At 60.5% G+C, this 21,791-nt stretch carries 23 protein-coding genes; 7 read left to right on the top strand and 16 right to left on the bottom strand.

The genetic code is table 11. From position 1 onward, the window contains the following. The first annotated feature begins 47 nt into the window (after positions 1-47). The gene (locus ACJ8M3_RS07445) at positions 48-1,049 is read left to right on the top strand and encodes a LacI family DNA-binding transcriptional regulator (RefSeq protein ID WP_033652100.1); all 1,002 of its coding nucleotides are present in this window, start codon (positions 48-50) and stop codon (positions 1,047-1,049) included. 41 nt (positions 1,050-1,090) lie between these two features. On the opposite strand, the gene ACJ8M3_RS07440 is transcribed toward ACJ8M3_RS07445, so the two are convergent. From ACJ8M3_RS07440 to ACJ8M3_RS07420, 5 genes are all read right to left on the bottom strand, one after another. Next, on the bottom strand, positions 1,091-2,533 hold the full coding sequence (locus tag ACJ8M3_RS07440; RefSeq protein WP_089196966.1) for a glycoside hydrolase family 32 protein: 1,443 nt from the start codon (positions 2,531-2,533) through the stop codon (positions 1,091-1,093). Further along, complete coding sequence (locus ACJ8M3_RS07435) at positions 2,530-3,789, bottom strand: MFS transporter (RefSeq protein WP_089196967.1); 1,260 nt, start codon at positions 3,787-3,789, stop codon at positions 2,530-2,532. Before ACJ8M3_RS07435 ends, ACJ8M3_RS07440 begins: the two co-directional genes overlap by 4 nt. Positions 3,790-3,957: 168 nt before the next feature. After that, positions 3,958-5,262: an MFS transporter gene (locus ACJ8M3_RS07430; protein ID WP_089196968.1), complete on the bottom strand. Its 1,305-nt coding sequence runs from the start codon at positions 5,260-5,262 to the stop codon at positions 3,958-3,960. 90 nt (positions 5,263-5,352) lie between these two features. Further along, a complete protein-coding gene (locus ACJ8M3_RS07425) occupies positions 5,353-5,739 on the bottom strand; it encodes a GFA family protein (RefSeq protein ID WP_033642828.1) in 387 nt (128 codons plus the stop codon). Positions 5,740-5,823: 84 nt separating this feature from the next. Continuing rightward, positions 5,824-6,522 carry a DAPG hydrolase family protein gene (locus tag ACJ8M3_RS07420; protein WP_025302572.1) on the bottom strand — a complete coding sequence of 233 codons (699 nt, stop codon included), beginning with the start codon at positions 6,520-6,522 and terminating at the stop codon, positions 5,824-5,826. Between the two features lie 93 nt (positions 6,523-6,615). Between ACJ8M3_RS07420 and ACJ8M3_RS07415 the strand changes: the two genes are divergently transcribed. Next, positions 6,616-7,260, top strand: a complete 645-nt coding sequence (locus tag ACJ8M3_RS07415; protein ID WP_089196969.1) for a TetR/AcrR family transcriptional regulator — start codon at positions 6,616-6,618, stop codon at positions 7,258-7,260. A gap of 56 nt (positions 7,261-7,316) precedes the next feature. Here the strand turns inward: ACJ8M3_RS07415 and pckA are convergent, their stop codons facing one another. Next, on the bottom strand, positions 7,317-8,936 hold the full coding sequence (pckA, locus tag ACJ8M3_RS07410; protein ID WP_442514638.1) for a phosphoenolpyruvate carboxykinase (ATP): 1,620 nt from the start codon (positions 8,934-8,936) through the stop codon (positions 7,317-7,319). 432 nt (positions 8,937-9,368) lie between these two features. On the opposite strand from pckA, the gene ACJ8M3_RS07405 reads away from it, so the two are divergent. Both ACJ8M3_RS07405 and ACJ8M3_RS07400 read left to right on the top strand, forming a co-directional pair. Further along, positions 9,369-10,712 (top strand): 2-hydroxycarboxylate transporter family protein, encoded by a 1,344-nt coding sequence (locus tag ACJ8M3_RS07405; RefSeq protein ID WP_033642832.1) that lies wholly within the window; start codon positions 9,369-9,371, stop codon positions 10,710-10,712. Positions 10,713-11,040: 328 nt separating this feature from the next. Then, complete coding sequence (locus ACJ8M3_RS07400) at positions 11,041-12,459, top strand: serralysin family metalloprotease (RefSeq protein WP_033652108.1); 1,419 nt, start codon at positions 11,041-11,043, stop codon at positions 12,457-12,459. Positions 12,460-12,605: 146 nt separating this feature from the next. Here the strand turns inward: ACJ8M3_RS07400 and ACJ8M3_RS07395 are convergent, their stop codons facing one another. After that, positions 12,606-12,815 carry a hypothetical protein gene (locus tag ACJ8M3_RS07395; protein WP_033642834.1) on the bottom strand — a complete coding sequence of 70 codons (210 nt, stop codon included), beginning with the start codon at positions 12,813-12,815 and terminating at the stop codon, positions 12,606-12,608. A 159-nt stretch (positions 12,816-12,974) separates the two neighbouring features. Between ACJ8M3_RS07395 and ACJ8M3_RS07390 the strand changes: the two genes are divergently transcribed. Continuing rightward, on the top strand, positions 12,975-13,127 hold the full coding sequence (locus ACJ8M3_RS07390) for a hypothetical protein (protein WP_162837208.1): 153 nt from the start codon (positions 12,975-12,977) through the stop codon (positions 13,125-13,127). A gap of 38 nt (positions 13,128-13,165) precedes the next feature. Here ACJ8M3_RS07390 and yniD read toward each other — a convergent pair whose 3' ends face one another. Further along, the gene (gene yniD / locus ACJ8M3_RS07385; RefSeq protein WP_016928013.1) at positions 13,166-13,258 is read right to left on the bottom strand and encodes a small membrane protein YniD; all 93 of its coding nucleotides are present in this window, start codon (positions 13,256-13,258) and stop codon (positions 13,166-13,168) included. Between the two features lie 336 nt (positions 13,259-13,594). On the opposite strand from yniD, the gene ACJ8M3_RS07380 reads away from it, so the two are divergent. Both ACJ8M3_RS07380 and ACJ8M3_RS07375 read left to right on the top strand, forming a co-directional pair. Continuing rightward, positions 13,595-13,987: an ASCH domain-containing protein gene (locus ACJ8M3_RS07380; protein WP_033638276.1), complete on the top strand. Its 393-nt coding sequence runs from the start codon at positions 13,595-13,597 to the stop codon at positions 13,985-13,987. Between the two features lie 4 nt (positions 13,988-13,991). Continuing rightward, the gene (locus ACJ8M3_RS07375) at positions 13,992-14,591 is read left to right on the top strand and encodes a C39 family peptidase (protein WP_033642835.1); all 600 of its coding nucleotides are present in this window, start codon (positions 13,992-13,994) and stop codon (positions 14,589-14,591) included. 55 nt (positions 14,592-14,646) lie between these two features. Here ACJ8M3_RS07375 and ACJ8M3_RS07370 read toward each other — a convergent pair whose 3' ends face one another. The 8 genes from ACJ8M3_RS07370 to ACJ8M3_RS07335 all read right to left on the bottom strand — a co-directional run bounded on the left by ACJ8M3_RS07370 (position 14,647) and on the right by ACJ8M3_RS07335 (position 21,643). Continuing rightward, on the bottom strand, positions 14,647-14,886 hold the full coding sequence (locus ACJ8M3_RS07370; protein WP_033642836.1) for a YebV family protein: 240 nt from the start codon (positions 14,884-14,886) through the stop codon (positions 14,647-14,649). A gap of 134 nt (positions 14,887-15,020) precedes the next feature. After that, positions 15,021-15,956, bottom strand: a complete 936-nt coding sequence (locus ACJ8M3_RS07365; protein WP_188050028.1) for a Csu type fimbrial protein — start codon at positions 15,954-15,956, stop codon at positions 15,021-15,023. Positions 15,957-15,972: 16 nt separating this feature from the next. Then, a complete protein-coding gene (locus tag ACJ8M3_RS07360) occupies positions 15,973-18,444 on the bottom strand; it encodes a fimbria/pilus outer membrane usher protein (RefSeq protein ID WP_370528299.1) in 2,472 nt (823 codons plus the stop codon). 22 nt (positions 18,445-18,466) lie between these two features. Next, the gene (locus tag ACJ8M3_RS07355; RefSeq protein ID WP_046686936.1) at positions 18,467-19,234 is read right to left on the bottom strand and encodes a fimbrial biogenesis chaperone; all 768 of its coding nucleotides are present in this window, start codon (positions 19,232-19,234) and stop codon (positions 18,467-18,469) included. A 20-nt stretch (positions 19,235-19,254) separates the two neighbouring features. Continuing rightward, on the bottom strand, positions 19,255-19,797 hold the full coding sequence (locus tag ACJ8M3_RS07350) for a Csu type fimbrial protein (RefSeq protein WP_033642838.1): 543 nt from the start codon (positions 19,795-19,797) through the stop codon (positions 19,255-19,257). Next, positions 19,791-20,294, bottom strand: coding sequence for a Csu type fimbrial protein (locus ACJ8M3_RS07345; protein WP_033642839.1), 504 nt, complete (start codon positions 20,292-20,294; stop codon positions 19,791-19,793). The genes ACJ8M3_RS07350 and ACJ8M3_RS07345 overlap by 7 nt, the downstream gene beginning before the upstream one ends. A 2-nt stretch (positions 20,295-20,296) precedes the next feature. After that, complete coding sequence (locus ACJ8M3_RS07340; protein ID WP_033642840.1) at positions 20,297-20,833, bottom strand: Csu type fimbrial protein; 537 nt, start codon at positions 20,831-20,833, stop codon at positions 20,297-20,299. A gap of 273 nt (positions 20,834-21,106) precedes the next feature. Continuing rightward, positions 21,107-21,643, bottom strand: coding sequence for a Csu type fimbrial protein (locus tag ACJ8M3_RS07335; RefSeq protein ID WP_033652487.1), 537 nt, complete (start codon positions 21,641-21,643; stop codon positions 21,107-21,109). Positions 21,644-21,791 lie beyond the last annotated feature (148 nt).

The following is a 21,791-nucleotide window of genomic DNA, read 5'->3' as shown; positions in this document are numbered from 1 at the left end:
GGTTATGGGATTATTCACTTTTTCCCATTAATCATAAAGAAGGGCGCATGGCTTCGCTGAAAGACGTCGCAAAACTTGCCGGAGTCTCGTTGATGACGGTGTCCCGCGCCATCAATGATCCCGGCAAGCTGCGGCCGGAAACCTACCGCCGCGTCAAACAAGCTATCGATCGGTTGGACTATGTGCCGGATCTGTCGGCGCGGCGTATTCGCGGTGACGGAAATCGCGTGCAGACGCTCGGCGTGCTGGCGCTGGACACCGCCACGACGCCGTTCTCGGTGGAAATGATCCTGTCGATTGAGAAAACCGCGCGCGAGCGCGGCTGGAACAGCTTCGTCGTCAACCTGTTCGCCGACGACAACGCCGAACAGACCGTCGATCTGCTGCTGGCGCATCGGCCGGATGGGGTGATCTTCACCACGATGGGACTGCGTGAGGTGACGCTGCCGGCCAAACTGCTGGACAAAAAGCTGGTGTTGGCCAACTGCGTCAGCCCGGCGCATTCGATCGCCAGCTACATTCCTGATGATGAGCAAGGGCAGTATGACGCGACGCGCACGCTGATCGCCAAAGGCTATCGCGCGCCTTTGTGCATTCATTTACCGGCGGATACGCTGGCGGCGGGGCTGCGCCGCCGCGGTCTGGAACGCGCCTGGCGCGAAGCGGGGCGCGATGTTGAACAGCTGCGGCAGTATCATCTCGATCTGAGCGCCGGCGATCAAAGCTATCGCGACTGCGTAGCGTTGCTGGAGCGGCATTTTTCCGCCGGCCGGCGCGATTGCGATGTCGTGGTGTGTGGGAACGATCGGATAGCGTTTCTGGCGTATCAGGTATTGCTGGCGCAAGGATGGCGGATACCGCAGCAGGTGGCGGTGCTGGGCTACGACAATATGGTCGGCACCGGCGAGCTGTTCCTGCCGGCATTGACGACGGTGCAGCTGCCGCATTATGAACTGGGTCGTCTTGCGGCGCTGCATGTGATTGAGCGGCGGGAACAGCGTGATACGGTGAAAGTGCCTTGCCCGCTGCTGGAACGTGGTTCGCTGTAAACGCACCGGGGGCGTCGCTGCGCGCCCGGTGCTCATTCCCATTACCCCCAGATGCTTGCCAACTGCCATCCCGTGATGGGCTCGAACAGCGCCTGGCCGCCTTCGGCGAACAGGCTGAGGCGGCGATCGCCCGCCGTCGGATAGATGCGGCTGGTCAGGCAGGCCTGCCCCTGATTAACGAAGATCTCCAGTGAGGAGCGATCGATAAAGATCCGCAGCGACAGAATGTCACCCTCCGGCAGCGGCACACTGCGGCAGGTGCACAGCGCCGGGTGTTCATTAAAACGCTCCAGCACCAATCGGTGTGACTGATTGTCGACGAACAGCCGCGCCGCACTCCCAATGGCCAGACCGTACCGCTCGGCGTCGCTGTCGGCCGGTCTCAACGTCAGGATGAGCTCCTGCATATCGTTCGTCAGCGGCAGATGCTGATTGGTCAGCGTCTGCGCCGACAACGTCTGCGATCCTCGGCGCAACGCCGCCAGTTCACGCGCCGGATTCATGCGGACGCTGCCGTCGGCGGCCAGCGTCAGCTCGCGTGGCAGGGTGAGGGCGCCGGCCCAGCGGTGCGCTTTGCTGGGCATCGGTGATTCCCACATATCCATCCAGGCAAACAGCAGCCGACGGCCGTCGGCGGCGGTGAAGGTCTGCGGCGCATAGAAATCGTGGCCGGCATCCAGCTCGCAGAAGGGCTGCGTTACCGTAAAGTCGCCGTCCGGCCGCCAATGGCCGAGCAGATAGCCGCTCTGGAAGCGATTGCGGTAGCGGTAGCCCTGCGCCGCCAGCCCCTGCGGCGAAAACAGCAGCAGGTGTTGCTCGCCCAGCGGAAAGAAATCCGGGCATTCCCACATATAGCCCTGATGCGCCGTTTGCGCGCCGGCCAGCACCCGATCGAAGCGCCAGGCGCGCAGGTCGGCAGAGCGGTACAGGCGCACCTGGCCCAGGCCGTTTTCTTTGGCGCCGACCACCAGCCACCATTCGCCGTTTTCGCGCCAGACTTTCGGATCGCGAAAATGCTGAATGCCGTCCGGCGGGGCCAGTACCGGTCCGTGCTTGACGAAGCGTATGCCGTCCTCGCTGGTGGCCAGACATTGCACTTCCCGCACCAGGCTGTCGTCACCGGGTTCGCCCAACCACACGTGGCCGGTGTAAAGCAGCGTCAGCACGCCGTTGTCATCCACGGCGCAGCCGGAAAAACAACCGTCTTTGTCATAGGGCGCATCGGGCGCCAGGGCGATGGGCTGGCGCTGCCAGCGTATCAGATCGCGGCTGGTCGCATGCCCCCAGTGCATGGGCCCCCAGTGTTCGCTATAGGGGTGATGCTGGAAGAAGGCATGATAGACGCCGTCAATACAGATCAGGCCGTTGGGATCGTTGATCCAGCCGGCGGCCGGTGCGAGATGGAACTGCGGATAATAATCGTCTCGGCGCTCTGCGCACAGGGCTTCGACCGCATGGTCGGCTTGAGCTAAAGCAGTGTTCATTGGACAGACTCACTTGATTTAATGGCGGATGGAAAGGGCGTTGCCGTGGCGGAGCGTTCGCCGCGCAGCAAGAAACAGGAGACAAGCGTGGTGACGGCGACCGCGCAGCCCATCAGCAGATAGGTGTCGGCAAAGCCGATGCGGTCATAACCGTAGCCCGCCAGCGGCGACAGGAAGCTGGCCATCACCTGGGTGATGAACTGGAAGCCTACCAGGTACAGCGTGGAGGAGAGTCGGCTGTCGAAGCGGCTGGCGATGTATTTGAAGATAGCGATCAGCAGGATTGGCAATTCTACGGCGTGCAGCAGTTTCATGGCGGAGATCATCAGGGCGCCGGTGACCAACCCGGAACCGAACATGCGCAGCGCCATCACGCTGCCCGCCAGCAACAGCCCCTGCTTGGCGCCGATACGGTTCACCAGCAGCGGGGCCAGGAACATGCCGCCGGCTTCGAGGAAGACCTGCAGCGAGTTGAGAAAACCGTACATCTCGTTGCCCTGTGCGCGAGAAGCGAACTGTGAAGCGAAGTAGACAGAAAATTGCTGATCGAAAACGTTGTATACGCTGATCCCCAGCACAAACACCACCAGCGCCCAGAAGCCCGGCATGCGCAGCAGCGCCAGCGCGTCCTGCAGCCGCAGGTTCTCCGGTTTGCCGAATGCCAGGCCGGCCATGGCGTTCGGCTTCAGCTCGCGTACCTGACTGAGCAGAAACAGGAATACCACGGCGGCGGCGGAGGCCAGCCAGAAATTGATGTTCGGATTGATATTGAAGATAAAACCGGCCACAAAGGTGGCGCTGGCCCAGCCGAGCGAGCCCCACATGCGGGCGCGGCCGAACTCGAAACCGCTGATGCGGCTGACGCGCTCGGTATAAGACTCCAGCGCGCCGATGCCGGCGAAGAAGGTCGCGCCGATGAACACCCCGCCGACCAAAGCGCCGAGCGGCAGGCTGCTCGCCAGCAGCGGGGCATAAACGTAGATAAAGAACGGGCCGGTCAGCAGCAGCATCACGCCGAGAAACTGCAGCAGGTGTTTGCGCAGCCCAAGTTTGTCCTGAATAAAGCCGTACAACGGCTGTGCGCACAGCGCCACCAGCGAGATGGCGGAGAAGATCAGGCCGGTCTCGGCGCCTTTCAACCCGATCTTTTGATTCAGCCACAGCGAGATCAGCGAAAAGCTGGAAGACCAGGTGAAGAAAAAGAAGAACAGCAGGCCGCTGAGCAGCACGTAATATTTTTTCGTTTCGCGGTTCATGGGTAGGGCCCCGGTGAGTGAAGTTAGCTCTATTGTTAACGTTAACTCGCGGATGGATGAAGCTGTCAGTTATCACTCATGCGATGTTAATCACAAAAGTTAACGTTAACATTATTGCGTTGTGATCATTATCACGAGTTGGAATGGGGGCGATGCGCCCCCGGAGGATTAACGTTCGTTCAGCGAGCGCAGATGATCGTCGCGGCGCAGCGTCATCAGCGCAAACAGGCTGACCACCGACGTGGCGACCACATAGTAGGCGGGAATGTCGATATTGCCGGTCTGTTTGATGAGGCCGGTGATAATCAGCCCGGCCGAGCCGGAAAACACCGCATTGGACAGCGAGTAAGCCAGCCCCAGGCCGGTATAGCGCACCTGGGTCGGGAACATCTCCGCCAGCATCGCCGGGCCGGGACCGGCCAGCAGGCCGACCACGGCGCCGGCGATCATGACTGCCAGCCCTTTGATCCACAGTGAGCTCTGCGCATCCTGCAACAGGTGCAGCAGCGGGAAGGTGAACAGGATCACCGCCGCCACCGCCGTCAGCATCACCGTTTTTCGTCCCAGCCTGTCGCTGATGATGCCCGCCGGCAGGATGGTCAGGGCGAAACCGACGTTGGCCAGCACCGTCGCCACCAGCGCTTGCTGGAAGGTGGCGTGCAGCGAGGTTTGCAAATAGGAAGGCATCACCACCAGGAAGGTATAGCCGGCGGCCGACCAACCCATCATGCGGCCGATGCCGACCAGAATGGTTTTCACCACGCCGCCCAGCTTCACTTCCGGTGGGGTGATAGCGTGTTCCGCATGTTGCTGCGCCTGGGTAAACGTCGGCGTTTCCTCAAGCTTGAGCCGCAGCCACAGCGCCACGGCGCCCATCGGCAGCGCCAGCAGGAAGGGAATGCGCCAGCCCCAGTCATGCAACTGCTGCACGCTCAGCAGCGCGGCCAGCAGCGCCACCAGCCCGGCGCCGGCCAACAGGCCGAGCGCGACGGTCAGCGATTGCCATGCGCCGAACAGCCCGCGCTTGCCCTTTGGGGCGAACTCGGTCATCAGCGACACGGCGCCGCCGAATTCGCCGCCGGCGAACAGCCCCTGGAACATACGCAGCAGCGTCAGCAGCAGCGGGGCGGCGACGCCGATCGAGGCATAAGTCGGCATGACGCCGATTAACGCCGTCGCCAGCGTCATCAGCAGCAGGACCGCAATCAGCGTCGGACGACGGCCGATGCGATCGCCGATACGGCCGAAGATCACCGCGCCGATCGGCCGGCAGAAAAATGCCAGCGCGAAGGCGGCGTAGGTGAGGATCAGGCTGGTGATTTCATTTTCACCCTGCAGCGTGAAAAAATTGGCGGCGATGACGGTGGCCAGAAAACCGTATACCCCGAACTCATACCATTCGATAAAGTTGCCGACCGAGCCGGCCAGCAACGCCTGACGCGACCGGCGCGCGTCGAGAGTCTGTTGATTCATCCCCGTTCCCATACATTTGAATTATTGTTCGTCAGTTCTAAATTTATACGACAAAACAATCAATTGATTTCAGCGGGAACTGTGAGGCGCTCAGCGCATGCCGTCGATACGCCACCATTCGGGGCAAACATCGGCGAACGCATGTGAGGTCGGGCGCAGCTCCGGCAGATTGGCCCGATCGAAGCTGCCGGTGGCCAGCGCCACCGTCGGCTCGTCGTCGATCGCCCCCAGCGTGCTGCCGCAGCGCGGGCAAAAGGCGCGGCTGGAATAGGGTGAAGAACGGTAGAGTGTGGGCATGCCGCCCGGGCCGTTCCACTCGATGGCCTGACGCGGAAATTCGACCCAGCAGAGCGTCGGCGCGCCGGAGTGGCGGCGGCAAAAATCGCAGGAACAGCTGTGCGGATTGCCAGGCAGGCCGCGTGCCTGAAAGCGAATATGCCCGCACAGGCAGCCGCCGCTATAGCAGGGATTTTCCATGATGTCTCCGTCATGAGCTCAGGGGAAAACGATGAAAATCACTATAGCGATATCGCGAAAAATTAACAGGTCCCCGCTGATGCATTACCAGAGCAACGGCGCCGGCTCGCGGCCGTTTTCGGCGTAGTACAGCGACGGCAGGAACTGCGCCAGATAGCTGAACTCGTTGTAGCAGTGGCGCATCAGGTTAAACCCGATGTCGTCCGAGAGTTCGTCGTGGGCGTTGGCGCAGGCTTTACCCAGCAGGAAACGGCTGCGCAGCACGCACCCGTAGGGCGTATCGCGCGCCAGATGCAGCATCTCGCCGTCGCAGGGATCGCCGTTGTCATCCAACGCCACCTGGTCGCCGAAGCCGATGCGCGCGCACACGGCGGCGGAGAGCGCCTGCGCGTCACGCGCCTGGCGCAGCGGTTGCGGCGCGAAGAAGTCCTCGGCGGCGTGGAATTTGAGGCGCGCCGCGACCGGTGGCAGCTCCGCCAGCCATTCGACCGCTTCGATGCTGGCGCCGACGTAGCTTTCCCCTTTTTTCCAATGGCGGTCCCAGCCGCGATGTTCAACGTGATCGTGCGGGTGCCACCAGTTGATGTGCTGCGTGTTCTCAAAGAAGGTGAACCACCAGTCCAGCATGCGCCCCTTGCAGCCGTGCAGATCGGTACGGACCGCGACGGTCAGCAAACCGTCGGCGCTGCGACTCAGCCCCATCTCCAGCCGCAGCGGTTCAGGTTTGAGCAACTCGTTGATATCGTTAACGCCCCACGGCGCCAGCAGGGAAGGATGTGTCATAATGGGTTCCTGTTTTATTTTGGAAACGAATCGTGTTTCCAAAATAAAGTTATGCCGCTATGCTGAGTCTGTCAATGCTTGTGAGGAATAAATATGGCGAACCCGAATGAAGAACCGCTGCGTGCTCGCGGCCGGCCGGCCACGCCGGAAACGGCGCTGCGCGCCGCGCTGGCGCAGGCGACGCTGGCGCTGTTGCTCGACGGCGGCTATGCCGCGGCAACGGTGGATGCGGTGGCGAAACGCGCCGGGGTGGCTAAAAAAACCCTGTATCGCTTTGCGGCCAATCGCGACGAACTGGTGGCGCAGGCGGTGAGCGGCTGGACCGATGCGTTTCAGCCGGCCTTCGCCCAGGATGCCGGGCGGTGGGAGGCGGTGGCGCCGCTGTTGGAAAAAGGGCTGAAGGCGGTGGCGCAGCAGGTATTGAGCGCCGAAGCGGTGGGGATGTTTCGGCTGCTGCAAAGCGAGTTTCCGGGGCGCGAGGCGCTGCTGGACAGCTATCAGCGCAACGGCATTCAGCGCGGACGGGCGACGGTGGCGGACTGGCTGCGGCGCCAGCAGCAGTGCGGGTGGCTGCGTGAGCGCGACTGGGCGCAAACCAGCGATCTGCTGTTGGCGATGGCCATCGCCGAACCGCTGCGGCAGATGACGCTGGGGCTGTTGCCGCCCGGCAGCGCGATCGACGAGCGCATCGCGGCGGCGGTGGCGCTGGTGATGCCGGGTTTGCTGGCGGAAGGATGAAAACAAGAAAGGGCCGAAAGTTCGGCCCTTAAACAGCAGGATGCTAAACGTCTGCGTTACAGCTTCGGCCCGGCGTTCACCAGCTTTTCGCCCGCCTGGGTGATGGTATATTTGGCGAAGTTATCGATAAAGCGCTGCGCCAGATCCTGCGCTTTCTCCTGCCACAGCGATTCGTCGGCGTAGGTTTTGCGCGGATCGAGGATCGACGGATCGACGCCCGGCAGCGCGGTCGGCACTGCCAGCCCGAAGATCGGCAGCGTGAAGGTGTCGGCCTGCTCAATGTCGCCATTCAAGATGGCGTCGATGATGCCGCGCGTATCTTTGATCGAGATACGCTTGCCGCTGCCGTTCCAGCCGGTGTTGACCAGGTAAGCCTGGGCGCCGGCGGCCTCCATGCGTTTCACCAGCACTTCAGCGTATTGCGTCGGGTGCAGCGTCAGGAACGCGGCGCCGAAGCAGGCGGAGAAGGTCGGCGTCGGGGCGGTGATGCCGCGCTCGGTGCCGGCCAGCTTGGCGGTGAAGCCGGACAGGAAGTGGTATTGGGTCTGCTCCGGCGTCAGGCGCGACACCGGCGGCAGCACGCCGAAGGCGTCGGCGGTCAGGAAGATGATCTTGCGCGCGTGGCCGGCTTTGGACACCGGTTTGACGATGTTCTCGATGTGATAAATCGGGTAAGAGACGCGGGTGTTCTCGGTTTTGCTGGCGTCGTCGAAGTCGATGCTGCCGTCGGCCCGCACGGTGACGTTTTCGAGCAGCGCATCGCGGCGGATCGCCTGATAGATTTCCGGCTCCGCCTGCGGCGACAGCTTGATGGTTTTGGCGTAGCAGCCGCCTTCGAAGTTGAACACGCCGTCGTCGTCCCAGCCGTGCTCGTCATCGCCGATCAGCTGGCGTTTCGGATCGGTGGAGAGGGTGGTTTTGCCGGTGCCTGACAGGCCAAAGAACACCGCGACGTCGCCTTGCTCGCCGACGTTGGCCGAGCAGTGCATCGAGGCGATGCCCTTCAGCGGCAGCAGATAGTTCATGATCGAGAACAGACCTTTCTTCATCTCGCCGCCGTACCAGGTGCCGCCGATCAGCTGCATGCGCTCGGTCAGGTTGAAAGCGACGAAGTTTTCCGAGTGCAGCCCTTGCTGTTGCCAGTCCGGGTTGGTGCATTTGGCGCCGTTCAACACCACGAAGTCCGGCTCAAAGTCCGCCAGCTCGGCGTCGCTTGGGCGGATAAACATGTTTTTCACGAAGTGCGCCTGCCAGGCCACCTCGGTGATGAAGCGCACCTTCAGGCGCGTATCGGCGTTGGCGCCGCAGAAGGCATCCACCACGAACAGACGCTTGCCGGAGAGCTGGTTGCCCACCAGCGTCTTCAGATGCTGCCAGACTTCCGGCGACAGCGGCTGGTTGTCGTTCTTGCCGGTACCGTTGTCGGACCACCAGACGGTGTCGCGCGTGGTGTCGTCGCGCACGATGTATTTGTCTTTCGGCGAACGGCCAGTAAATTCGCCGGTCGCGACGTTGACCGCCCCCAGTTGGGTGAGGGTGCCGCGTTCCAGCGGCGGCAGGTCGGCGCGGGTCTCTTCGGCGAACAGCAATTCATAGCTGGGGTTATAGACGATGTCGGCGGCCTGATGGATGCCGTAGCGAGCGAGGGTTTGTGGGGTAACAGCGCGTGAAGACATATTCTACTTCCTTATGAGTCATATTATGCCTTTTTCCCGTGCGGTGCCGCGCGCAGGATTAAGGTTCGGATCAAGCTGACCGGATTCAGCTAATGGCGTTTCCGGTTCTTTATTAATAAAGCAGGGGGCTTTTTCGCCCTCCTATAGCATAGCAGCGAATTTAAGCCTGATTACTTTAATTACAAAATGCTGACGATAATTAATTAAAACCAACCTTGGCGGAGGGTCACAATATTGAATTCCCTCAGCGTAATTTAGTTTTGCATTTTTATTTTTTATCATATTGTCAGTACTGTCTACTGTTTTATTTCTTATTAGAAAAAGCGAAATCCGCAATAGGATTTTTGTAATTAGTTGTTTTCACTTGGCTATGGCGGGATTATTGCGCCAGGTGAATCTAACCGTACTGTACGCTTGTCAGCAGGGTGAATAATGAAACAGATAAATGCAGAAATAGCCTGTGATAAAAATACGGCATCGTCCGAATCATCAGGATTAATTAATCAACTTCGTCAAATAGATATCGGTGCGGTGCCGATCGCGTTGTTTATCACGATTTGCGCCATCGTGGCGATTTCCGCCTACGCCAACTTCCTGCCGAAGAATATGATCGGCGGCCTGGCGGTGATAATGACGCTGGGCTTTGCGTTGGCGCAGTTGGGTAAAAGCATTCCCGTGCTGCGCGATATCGGCGGGCCGGCCATTCTGTGTTTGATGGTGCCGTCGGTGCTGGTCTACTTCAACGTGTTCCAGCCCAACGTCATGGGCACCGTCCATCTGCTGATGAAAGACGCCAACCTGCTTTATTTCGTCATCGCCAGTCTGGTGGTCGGCAGCATTCTCGGCATGAACCGGGTGATCCTGATCCAGGGGATGATTCGCATGTTCGTGCCGCTGGTGGTGGGCACGGTCACGGCGGTGATCACCGGGCTGCTGGTGGGGAAACTGTTCGGCTTCACCTTCTATCACACCTTCTTCTTTATCATCGTGCCGATCATCGGCGGCGGCATCGGCGAGGGCATTTTACCGCTGTCGCTGGCCTATTCGGCGATCCTGGGATCGACACCGGACGTCTACGTCGCGCAGCTGGCGCCGGCGGCGGTGCTGGGTAATATCTTCGCCATCGTGACCGCCGGGGTGCTGGCGCGCATCGGCATGCAGCGCAAGGCGCTGAGCGGCGACGGCATGCTGATCCGTTCGGCGCAGGAGAACGCGATGTTCGCCATCAAGGAACAAAGCGGCAACGTCGATTTCCAACTGATGGGCGGCGGGCTGCTGGTGATCTGCGCCTTCTTTATCGTCGGCGGCCTGTTCGAGCATATCGTGCATATCCCTGGCCCGGTGCTGATGATCCTGTTCGCGGTGCTGTGCAAATACTGCCGGGTGATCCCGGCCTCGATGGAGACCGGCGCGCACAGTTTCTATAAGTTCGTCTCCACCGCGTTGGTGTGGCCGCTGATGATCGGTCTGGGCATGCTGTACGTGCCGCTGGAAAGCGTGGTTGCGGTGTTCTCGGTCGGCTATGTGGTGGTCTGCGGCTCGGTGGTGCTGTCGATGGGGTTGGTCAGTTTCCTGATTGCGCCTTACCTGAAGATGTTCCCGGTGGAAGCGGCGATCGTCACCTGCTGTCACAGCGGCCTGGGCGGCACCGGCGACGTGGCGATCCTGTCGGCGTCCAACCGCATGGGGCTGATGCCGTTCGCCCAAATCGCTACGCGCATCGGCGGCGCTTCCACGGTCATTGGCGCGACGCTGTTGCTCGGTTGGTTAGTCTGAGTCCAGAGTGTGTTATGGATAGCCGGGGTTGGATTGCCCCGGTTTTTTTATACTTTTTTCGACATCGTGATAATGCTGATTATTACCTTGAAAATCATTCGCATGGCGGAAAATCCCTGTCACACTTTTGATAAGAAAAATCTGTTCTCGGTAAAATGTGTCTATTCTCTTCTCTTAAGGGATTATCGTTCTCATTCAGAGTGCCGATGGAAGGCGCCAGCGCATTACCGATATCCCCGTATTGATTCAACACCGGGCCGCTGCCGTTCAGGCAATCCGCCAGTTGGGGCATCCCCCCGATTGAATTGACGAATATGGAGATAAGGTTATGTCATCAAGCAATGCTTCCGTTAAGGCCGAAGGCGTATTAGCCCTGCTGGGCGCTTATAAACCCGATGAAGACGACACCATTACCGTGCTTCATCCGTCGAAAACGTTCGAGAATGCCGGCCTGGAACTGGTGCGCGGCGATCGCAGTTGGCACGACAAGGGCGTGACCGAAAAGCCGGTCTCCCTGACCTACAGCTTCTGGGAAAAGGCGCCGGGCAATATGTCGAGCATGAGCATCAGCGGCTTCAGCAGCTTTAACGCGGAACAGCGCGAGCAGGCCAAACTGTCGCTGCAGTCATGGTCCGACGTGGCCAACATTACCTTCACCGAGACCAGCAACACCGCCGCCGCCAACATCAAATTCGGTCTGTTCGATTACAGCTCGCGCGGCTCCTATGCCTTTGCGTATAACCCGGATTCTTCGCCTTCGGTCGCCGGTCAAACCTGGTATAACGCCAAGAACCACACCTTCGTCAACAACCAGATCCATGAAAACGAGTACGGCCGCCAGACCTTCACCCATGAGATCGGTCATGCGCTGGGGTTGCAGCACCCGGGCGACTATAACGCCGCGCCGGGCGTCAGCATCACCTACGCTAAAGACGCGACCTACTTCGAAGACAGCCGCGCCCACAGCCTGATGAGCTATTTCAGCGAAAGCAACACCGGGCAGGACTTTAAAGGCGCGTACTCTTCCGGGCCGTTGCTCAATGACATCACGGCGATCCAGCATTTCTACGGCGCCAACATGAACACCCGCACCGGCGACACGGTTTACGGTTTCAATTCCAACACCGATCGCGACTTCCTCACCGCCACCGGCGCGCAGGACAAGATAATCTTCACCGCCTGGGATGCCGGCGGCAACGACACCTTCGACTTCTCCGGCTTTGGCCAAAATCAGCGCATCAACCTGAATGAAAAGGCGTTCTCGGACGTCGGCGGCCTGAAAGGCAACGTGTCGATCGCGGCGGGCGTAACGATTGAAAACGCCATCGGCGGGTCGGGTAACGATGTGCTGGTCGGGAACGCCGCCGATAACGTGCTCAAGGGCGGCGCGGGCGATGATGTGTTGTACGGCGGCAAAGGGGCGGATCAGCTGTGGGGCGGCGCCGGCAAGGACACCTTCGTCTACTTCGCGGCGGATGAGTCGACGGCGGCGGCGCCGGATTGGATCCGCGACTTCGTGCGCGGCGAGGACAAGATCGATTTGACGCTGTTCAACACCGGCAGCGCCGACGGCATCCGCTTCGTCGATCAGTTCAGCGGCAAGGCGGGCGAGGCGAAGCTGAGCTACGATGCGCAAAATCACGTCAGCGATGTGGCGATCAACCTGGGCGGCGCCTTTGACGGCAACGATTTCCTGGTGAAAGTGGTGGGGCAGCCGCTGGATGCCGGCGATTTCGTGTTGGCGTAATGCAGGCAACAAAAATAGGGCGTTTTGGGCAAAAACCCGACAATTCCTATTAATTACGTCATATTAGCGTGACATAGTAGCGCGCAGAAGGCCGGGCTTGCATACCTCGGGCTTCTGTCGGATCGCCAACCTTTTCGGTTGGCGATTCATTTTCCGCCTTTCAGCATGTTGATGGCGGCGCCGAGCAGGATACGCCGTTCGATGTCGTTGCTCTCGGCCAGCTGCCGCGCCAGATGTTTCTCCAGCGTTTCCACCGACAGCGCCTCGCCGCGATGGCGCAGCTGCATCACGCTGTCGCCGATCAGGCGCGCGACTTCATCCCATACGGGTTTAATCTCCTGTTCCGAGAACGTCATGGCCTACACCTCGGTGGGTTGATTTTCGCCCAATGTAGCAGTTGAACTGCGGCTTCGCTACCGACGGCCAAAAACAGGAAGCATAAAAAACAAGCCATCAGTATTTCTTCTGGTTTTTGCGCTCAATACTGGCAATGTCGAAAAGCAGGAGAACACATCATGAACTGGGTCGAAACCTTGGCGGAGTACTACCGCCTCAGCCGCACGGGTGAAACGCAACATTGGCTGTGCCGTCGCTGGTTGCCACAGGGGGAAGCGCGTCTTGCCTATTTGCGCGAGTTACTGGAACCGACCGCGGCGCCGCGGCGGTGAGCAGGGCGCCGGCGGTTGGCCGGCGTCGTTTTATGGGATTAACCGAACGCTATCGCTGCCCAACGCAACAGCAGCAACGCCAGGCAGATCAGCAGCAGCACCACCACCATTTTACTGAGCTTGTTGCCCATGCGTTTTGTCGCCACGTCGCCCTCTCTTAACTGAAATACCATCCGCCGGCGATGGCGATGAGCAACAGCGTCGCCAACGCGACGCTGTTGAGTAAATCGCTGAAGGTATCGTCAGCATCGAAATCGTCTTGCCGCATGTTGCCGCCTGGCGTTGCCATTGAGTGAATACTGTTCACAGTATGCGCCCCGTAGCGCTGAAGGCACAGCGAAGAACGGTAAAAACTCGTAAAGACGGCGCTGGCGTAACGCGCAGTCGTGCTTGTGACGGATGCAGACGGCCGCCAATACGTTGTACTATCCTGTCTGCATTGAGGCATTTTTCCAAAAGGTATAATCATGGCGACGGCAATTCCACAGAAATACGAGCACCTTGAGCGCTGGGCGTTCGGCGATACCGAACAGCAGGCCGATGAAGTGGTGCAATTGATTTTGAACGGCACCAAAACGGCGACCTGCTCCAACCTGGACGGCGAGGGCATCCCACAGGCCGGCGATCGGTTCCTGGTGGTGGACGGCAAGGGAGAGCCGGTCTGCGCGGTTGAGCTGACCGCGGTGGAAATGAAAACGTACGATCAGGTCGATGAAGCGCACGCCTTTGCCGAAGGCGAGGGCGATCGTTCGCTGGCGCATTGGCGCAAAGAGCTACAACGCTTCTTCGAAGAGTACGATCTGTTCTCGCCGGACATGACGCTGGTGCTGATGAATTTCAAAGTCGTCGACAAGTTCTAAACGGATGCGCGCCGTTCCCTACGAGTGCCAGTGGGCGAGCCCGGAGATGGCCGCCGATCTGATCGCCGGCCGCGCGACGCTGGCGCAAGACGAGAATTGGGCGCGCAGCGGCGCCCGCGATCGGGCGGAGTACGTCGAGTGGGCCAACCACGTGTGCGGCATGGCCTGCCTGAAAATGGTGCTGGGCCACCGCGATGGCGAAGCGCCGCCGCTGTTGGAACTGGCGCGCCGCAGCCTGCCTTATGGCGCCTATGTGCGTGAGAACGAGCGGATAAAAGGGCTGATTTACGCGCCGTTCGTCGAGTACGTGCGCGAGCAGTTCGCGCTGCAGGCGGAGGTGAAGGTGGGGCTGGCGGCCGCCGATGTGCCGGCGCTGCTTCATGAATGCCGCTACTTTATCGCCTCGGTGCATCCCGCCATTCGCCGGCCCGAGAGCATACCGCCGCAGCGGGGCGGGCATCTGGTGTTGATCACCGCCGCCGATCCGCAAAGCGTGACCTTCCATAATCCTTCGGGCGACAGCCCGGCGACGCGCGAGCGAGTACAGCTGTCACTCAACCGCTTCGCCCACTTCTTTGCCGGCCGCGGCATCGCCATCGCATAAAAAAACGCGCTGTTTCTGATGAAAGCAGCGCGTCGTCAGCCGACTGGATGCATTTTCATGCCACCCGCATCACCCAGGCGTCCGTGTGTCGATCGTAGTGTTGCTTGTACAGCAGCGACTGCTTGCCGTTGAGGATGGCCGGAATGCTGGTGTGTTCATCCCAGCCGTCGAGCTGCATGCACAGATCCGGATCGGACTTGCAGGGGATGCTCAGGGTGCCTGCACGGTCGGCGGTGGCGTGAAGATGCGCGTCATCGACCTCGAAGCTGCCAATTTTTACGACGGTTTTGCTCATGGGAACTCCTTGCTCAATGATGTGGTAGGAGGTTAGACCAGTCAGGTCATCGGTATGAGCATAGCCAAATGAGCAAAAAATGCCACATAAAAAATACACTCTGGCAACATTCGGCCGGGCGGCTAGCGGCTGCGCTAGTAAGTCACGACATAGCTGACGTTATCCTGATAGGTGCCGACCGGCACTTCGGTCTGCGCCGGGTTGACGGCGGCGGTAAAGGGGATGCTTTGCGCCAGGCCTGTGCCGGTGCCGCTTTGCGCGTTGGTGCTGCTCCACACGGTGCTGGTATTGGGCAAATAGATCTGATACTGCAGGAAGTTGCTGGTGCCGCTGATCATTCGCCGCCAGCCGGTGATCGGATTGTTGCCGTTGGTGAAATAGGAGCTGTAAGACTGGGATTTGGTGCAGGTCAGCGTGATGCTTTGGTTGATCGGATTGAATTGCCCCACTAAGGCCATGCTGCCGAAGTTGACGTTGTTGGCGGTGTTGATCAGGCAACTCTTGGTGATGACCGCGGTGACGGTCACGGTGCTGGGTTGATTGGTGCCGTCCCACCAGATGCAAAGCCCTATCAGGCCCAGGCCGCAGATATGGTAGTTCCACACCAGGTTGATGGTATCGGTATAGGTGCCGGCGCTGACGTTCGCGCCGACGACGGTTTTGATATACACCGGAAAGTTGACGTTGGCTGAGATCAGGATCAGCGACAGCAGATTCAGCGAGCTGTAATCGATGGTCTGGCCGACGCTATACGGGTACTGGTAGTTCGAATCCGGGTAGATCAAATAAGAAATTTTATCGCCTGAGCCGTTGCCGTTCAGCAGAGCCATGTTGTTGGTGGTGGAAGCGATCTTGACCGTGACGGTGTTTTGCGTCAGCAAATTGAGCCCGAGCCCGGTGCAGTTCAGCCCCGCAGTGCCCTGGGCGCTTATCTGGCCGTTGTAGACGGCGAAGGAGTTGCTGCTGGGCAGGGTAACCGTGCCGTTGGTGGTGGCGCAGTCCGCCAGCGCGCGTTGTCCACACATCAACAGCAGCGCCGCCAAAAAGATTTTCACTTGCCGAGACATCATTCTTCTTCTCCGTGTGTTACTGGCAGACGAGAGGGCCGACGCGTTGCAGCCCCTGCGGGTTGGCCAGGCTGAAACTGACCTGGCACGGCGGGCCGCCGTCGGCCGGGATTACGCTTAACCGGTTGTGTTGCTGCACCGGATCGATATAGGTCATGCCATCCCACCCGACGTAGCTTTGTTGATTGCCGCCGAGCACCGCCACCTGGCTGCCGTTGGCCAGCGGTTTGCCTTGCGCATCGACCAGCTCCACGTCGGCGGCGGACAGGCGCTGGACGGGGAATTCGACCAGGTAGCCGCTGTGATCGCGGATGGCGACGGTTTTTTCGACCGCCGGCAGGTTAACGTCCGCCGGTAAATTGAGCGGGTCGATTTGGAACTTGGCGTGGTAATACGAGGTGACGGTGGGCACCAGCAGATAACCTTTGTCGTTGGTGACGCCGATGCGCTGGTTCTCGTAGCTGACCGGAATGCCGGCGTAGCCGTCGGTCGATACCAGCGCGAAGGCATCGTTGATGGTGTTGGTGGCATAAACGCCGCCGTTCATCGCCACCAGAGAACCGCTGACTTCGCCCCAGCGGGTGTAGTCGTTACGGTTGCCATACAGCCCGGCGCGGGTTTCCAACAGCGAGGTGCGCCAGGTCACATCCGCCTGACGATAATCGCTGTTGCTGCCCTGGCCGCCGGCATAGGCCAGATTCCAACCGAAACCGCCGTCGGTCGGCGCGGCGCGGCTGTAAGCCACGCGTTCGCTCCAGCGGTTGCCGGCGTCGCGGGCGGTGCTGACGTTGGCGGTGCCCCAGGTATCGAACGGAATGCTGATCTGCAGCTGAGAGCTGTAACCGTCACCGCCAATCTCGCGGTTCGCCGAGGCGTACAGGCTGATGTTGCGCCACAGCGTCAGGCTGTACGACAGGTTGACCAGGCGAGTGCGCTGGCCGATGGCGTCGCGCACGTCGAAATAACCGGCGCCCAGGCTGCCGAAGCGGCTCAGGCCGATGCTGCCGGTCAGCTGATCGGTGCGGCGGCTCAGCCGATAGCTGCTCTTGTAGGTGGAAAGATCGCCAAAGTCCGCGCTGCGCAGCACCCGTTGAGCGTTGAGGCTGAAATACTGATTGCTGTAGGTGTAACTCAGGCTGGTTTGATCGCCGTGGCGGCCGGCGTACTGATACACCGGACCGGCATCCGGTTGCTGCACCGGTTGGCCGGTGACCGGATCGTAATACCGCGGCGTGACAGGAGGGGCGTTGAAAGCGTCGCGGCCCGCCTGGCTGTAGCTGTAGGAGGCGTTGAGCACCCCTAGCTGCCCGATGCGCACGCCGGCGCCGGCGCCGGTGACCGCCAACTCCGCCGCACCTTCCGCCCGCCCTTCGATCGTGAGCCAGTCCGTGACGCCGTAACGCCCGCTGCCGCTGGCCACCCACTGGCCGTAGTCCGCGGATCGGTAACCGTAGTTTTGGCGCAGCGCGCCTGCCGACAGGCTGAAATCGCTCAACCCGGCCTGCAGCAGCGAACTGGCGACATAGAACGGCACCGTCGTGCTGATCTGGCGGCCGAGCGCATCGGTCGTCACCACCGTCGCCTGACCGGCGCCGTTGATGTAGGGCACGGTATTCAGGGTGAACGGGCCGGGATTCACGTTGGCGGAGGTGTTTTTATAGCTGTTGATGTACAGATCGACGCTGCTCGGCACGGCGGCCTGGCCGGAGAACTGCGGCAGCGGGTAGGTAATGAGATCCGGCCGCGTGGCGAAATTACGCGCTACCTGCAGACCGCCGACGCGCACCGAACTGGTCCAGGGCAGCGAGCCGGTCGTGAGATCGCCGGCGGTGTAGCTGAGCATGGTGTCGTCGTCGCTGTAGCGCCAACTGCTGTCGTAGCGGATATAGCGATTGTTCTGCTGCGCGGCGGTCTCGCCGTTGAAGCTGCTGCGGAAAATGCCGGTGTTGGCGATAACGCCGAAGCCGTCGAACAGGCGCTGTTCGCTCCAGGCGGAAAAATAGCCCGGATTGCCGCGCCCGCCGCTTTGGCTGACGTAGGCGTCGTAATTCAGCAAGAAGCCCAGGCTGCTTTGCGCCGGCAGCCGCTGCTCCGGGTTGGCGTCACCGAGGGTTTGCCTGGGGAGCCAATCGTTGGGCACCGAGATCAGCAACTGCTGCGTTTCGCCGCTGTAGGTGACGTCGACCTTATCCAGTTGATCGACGGCGATCTCTTTCACCTGTTTGTCCGTCACCGGCAGGCCGGCATCGATCAGCTGCTGAGGCGTTAAATAGTAATGGCCGCCGCGGTAGGCGACCGGCACGACTTTGCCGGTCGGGCGGCCGTTCACCACCGGCTCCAGATACAGCGTGGTATCCGGCATGCTGACGGCGCGGGGCGGCGGTGGCAAATCGTCGGCGGCGGCAGGCGGCGGGCACAGTTCTACCGCCATACAGAGTACGGCCAGGGCCAGCGGCTTGAGCTGCATGCCGCGTGAGGGCGATGGCGACATCCGCATCACCTGCGCCTCGGGCTCAGTAAGACGGGAGGGTTACGGGCTGTTTATTGTCGTTGACCATCGCCTGCAGCTTGCCGGCGGCAAAACTGCCCGACGGCGGCAGGGCGAAACGCATTTGCGAACCCGGCAGCACATAGCCCAGCAGCCCGTTGTTGAGCGGCTTGCCCTGAATGCTGACCTGCGACAGGCGAGCATGCACGATGCCGTCATTGCGCACGTCGAGCCAGCGCTGGCTGTTTTGTTGCAGCAGCCGGTAGCTGAGCTTCGGCTGGTTGGCGGTGGCGTAGTCGCGCGGGTGTTCGAAGTCTTGCTTGGTCCAGACGCCTTTGCCGCTGACGAACAGCGGCACCGAATAACGCATCTGGAATTTCAGCCCCATCTGCGCGCCTTTGTCGGGCGCTGCGCCATCTTTATCTTTGATCGGCACTTCATCGACCAGGATGCGGTAAGCCCGCTCTTGTCCGGCGGCGGCCGGCGTCTGCTTGATCAGGCGAATCAGTTGGCGTTTGCCGGGGAGAATGGTGGCGACCGGCGGGCTGGCGAGCACCTCGCTCTGGTTGCGGTAATCGTCCTTACCGCCGGTTTGTTGCCAGCCCAGCACGCGAATTTGCATGTAAACCGGCTTGCTGTCGCGGTTTTCCAGCCACAGGGCCGTCGCCTGCTGGTTGTCTTCAATAACCGGATCGATGGGCCAAATCAGAATGGAGGCGGCGGCGAAGGCCTGCGGCTGGCCGGCTAACAACAATCCTGCCAGCAGAGGCAGGCGAAGCAGAGTAGTACGCATAATGTGATCCTTTTAAAAGCTCAATAACTCACCGTCACTAAGACTGTATCGTTGTAGGTGCCGCTGGTGGGCAAGGTGCTGCTCGCCATTAAACTGGCGTAGATTTTTATTTCCTGCGTACTGCCGGTGGAGGAGACGGTTTGGGCGGCGCCGCCGTTGCCGCCGTCTCCCCACAAAACGGCGTAGTTGGCATCCTGGTAGAGCTGGTAAATCAGCGTTTCCGAGGTGACCGAGTTCAACAGCTTGCGCCCGCCGGCGATGGAGCCGGTCACGTTATTGCCGACGTTCAATCCCAGGGTGACGCTGAGCCCGGGGTTGCAGCGGATAAGGATTGAGCCGGCGCCGGCGCTCGAGACAATTTTTATCGGGCTGCTTAAAGACGCCACCTGGCCGAAGCTCATGCTGCCGAACGAGGTAACGTTGGTGACGCCGCTGCCGAGCACGCAGCCTTTGATGATCGAAGCATTGACCGTGAAGCCCTGGCTGACGGTATCGGCATGTGCCGCCGGAGCGCCAAACAGCGCCGTCAGCAGCAGGGTGCGCAGCGTTCCGTTAATCACCAATTTATCGTCACCTGTACCGTGTCCGTATAAGTGCCCGTCGCCGGCGTCGCCTGCACCGGAATCATGCCGTACACCGGCAGCCAGACGCTTTGACCGGTGGCGGTCTGCGTCACGCCGGTGACGTTATCCCAGACGGTGGCGTAGCTGGCGCTGGTATACAGGTTGTAGTTCACGCGGGCGCCCGCCGCGCTTTGCAGATAGCGCGAAGCGGTATTGCCGCTCTGTCCGCCGCTGAGCAGCACCGTGTAACTGGTGCCGTTGTTGCAGTTGATCTGCAGTGCGCCGGCGTTCGCCTGGCCGGTCACTTTTATCGCCGTATTAAGGAAGTAAACCGTGCCGAAGTTAAAGGTGCCGAACGTGGTGTTGCCGCCGCTGGTGGTGCCTGCGACACAGGATTTGACCAAGGTGGCGCTGACGCCGACCGTCGCAGTGCTGACGTCGGCGCGGCAAGCGCCTGCCAACGACAGCAGCATGCAGGTGACGGCCAGGCGCGTCATGCTTACCAGGTGACGGTCATGGTGACGGTATCGCTGTACGCGCCTGCCGCCGGGGTGGTGCCCGCGGCGGGCACCAGACCATAGACGATCAACGGGACCGCCGAGCCGGTGCCGGTGCCGGTCAGCACGCCGGTGGTGCTGTTCCACGGCACGGCGTGGGCGCTGTCCTGATAGAGGTTATAGCTGATGTAAGCGGGCACGCTGCTGGCCATGCGCCGCTGGCTGCCGGAGGCGTTGAGGCCGTTGTCCAGCGCCACGGTGTAGTTGGTGCCGGTGGTGCAGTTCAGCCCCAGGGTGCCGGTGCCGCCGCTGCCGGTGGCGCTGGCGGTGATGACGTTAGCCAGCGACGAGTAGGTGCCGAAGCTGATGGAGCCGAAGTTGTTGGTGGTGCCGGAGCTGTTGCCGCCGGTAACGACGCAGCCGGCGCCGATGGTTAAAGTGACGCCCAGCGTGCCCTGAATGGTGCCCGCCGCAAAGGCGGCGCCAGAGGTGCACAGCAGAACCGCTGCCGAGGTTAATGCCGCCAGAGTCTTTTTCATCATGGTTCCTTGCCGTAGTAGAGAAGCCTGCCAAAAAGCCCGAAAAATGAGTCAAATGCATTAATCTATTTACAGATTAATTAATAGAATAAGAACGGGGGAATGTCTTGCCGAAAGATTAAAAACTTTATTTATTTTTAAGCGAGATCGCAGGTTGAGTGCAGCGTAAACACATCAGGGGGAATCGTGTTTGAGATAACGAGAGGGTGGATAGGAATATTATTACATTAATGAATAACGGAGCGCCATGGTGGCGCCCCGTGTCGGCAGGCATCACCAGGTCACGGTCATGGTGACGGTATCGTTGTACACGCCGGCGGCCGGGGTGGTGCCCGCAGCGGGCACCAGACCGTAGACGATCAGCGGGACCGCCGAGCCGGTGCCGGTGCCGGTCAGCACGCCGGTAGTGCTGTTCCACGGCACGGCGTGGGCGCTGTCCTGGTAGAGGTTATAGCTGATGTAGGCGGGCACGCCGCTGGCCATGCGCCGCTGGCTGCCGGAGGCGTTGAGGCCGTTGTCCAGCGCCACGGTGTAGTTGGTGCCGGTGGTGCAGTTCAGCCCCAAGGTGCCGGTGCCGCCGCTGCCGGTGGCGCTGGCGGTGATGACGTTAGCCAGAGACGAGTAGGTGCCGAAACTGATGGAACCAAAGTCGTTGGTGGTGCCGGAACTGTTGCCGCCGGTGACCACGCATCCGGCGCCGATGGTCATTGTCACGCCCACCGTGCCCTGAATGGTGCCCGCTGCGTTGGCTGCGCCACTGATGCACAGCAGAGGTGTTAACGAGAGCAAAACCAGCAGAGTTTTTTTCATCATGATTCCTTGCCATGTCAGAGAAAGTCCGCAAAAACGCCACCCAGAGCTGAGTTGCACGCATTTATTTACTTACATTTAAATTAATAGGATAAGAACGTGAAATTGTCTTTATCAAAGGTCAAAACTTTTTAATTGGCACAGGGCA

The sequence above is a fragment of the Serratia sp. CY55921 genome (genome assembly GCF_052167655.1).
Classification (GTDB): domain Bacteria; phylum Pseudomonadota; class Gammaproteobacteria; order Enterobacterales; family Enterobacteriaceae; genus Serratia; species Serratia ureilytica.
Note: the sequence above shows the minus strand (reverse complement) of the source record. Positions and strands in the feature narration are given on the sequence as shown.